This is a genomic window from Candidatus Symbiopectobacterium sp. NZEC135, assembly GCF_025962695.1.
The window spans coordinates 1-512 of record NZ_JAGFPF010001547.1 but is presented as its reverse complement, the minus strand read 5'-3'; the positions used below and the strand labels follow the sequence as shown (position 1 = coordinate 512).

Annotated in this window: 1 protein-coding gene; it reads right to left on the bottom strand. The window is 58.2% G+C overall.

Features of this window, described 5'->3' with window-relative positions; translation table 11 throughout:
• Window positions 1-512, bottom strand: a 512-nt coding sequence (locus J5224_RS35295; RefSeq protein WP_264629424.1) for a DNA translocase FtsK, incomplete at both ends; no start/stop codon positions are given.

The following is a 512-nucleotide window of genomic DNA, read 5'->3' as shown; positions in this document are numbered from 1 at the left end:
CAGCTCCAGCATTTTGGGGTCGATCATGATAAAGCGCACATCTTGCGGCGTTGCCTTGTACAGCATGCTGATAATCATGGTATTCACGCCGACAGATTTACCCGATCCTGTCGTCCCGGCCACCAGCAGATGCGGCATCCGCGCCAGGTCGGCCACTACCGGCTGACCGGCAATATCTTTGCCCAGCACCACCGCCAGTGGCGACGGGTTATCACGAAATGCCTTGCAATCCAGCACTTCGCGCAGATGAACCGTATGGCGCAGTTTATTCGGCAGTTCCAGCCCGACATACGGTTTGCCGGGGATAACTTCCACCACGCGCACCGCCACAACCGACAGCGAGCGCGCCAGATCGCGTGACAGGTTGGAAATACGCGCGGCTTTCACGCCGGGAGCCAAATCCAGCTCAAAACGGGTAATCACTGGCCCTGCATCGTACCCCACCACGCTGCCGTTGATGCGATAATCCGCCAGATGCGCTTCAATCAGTCGCGCCGTCTGTTCAAGCTCAA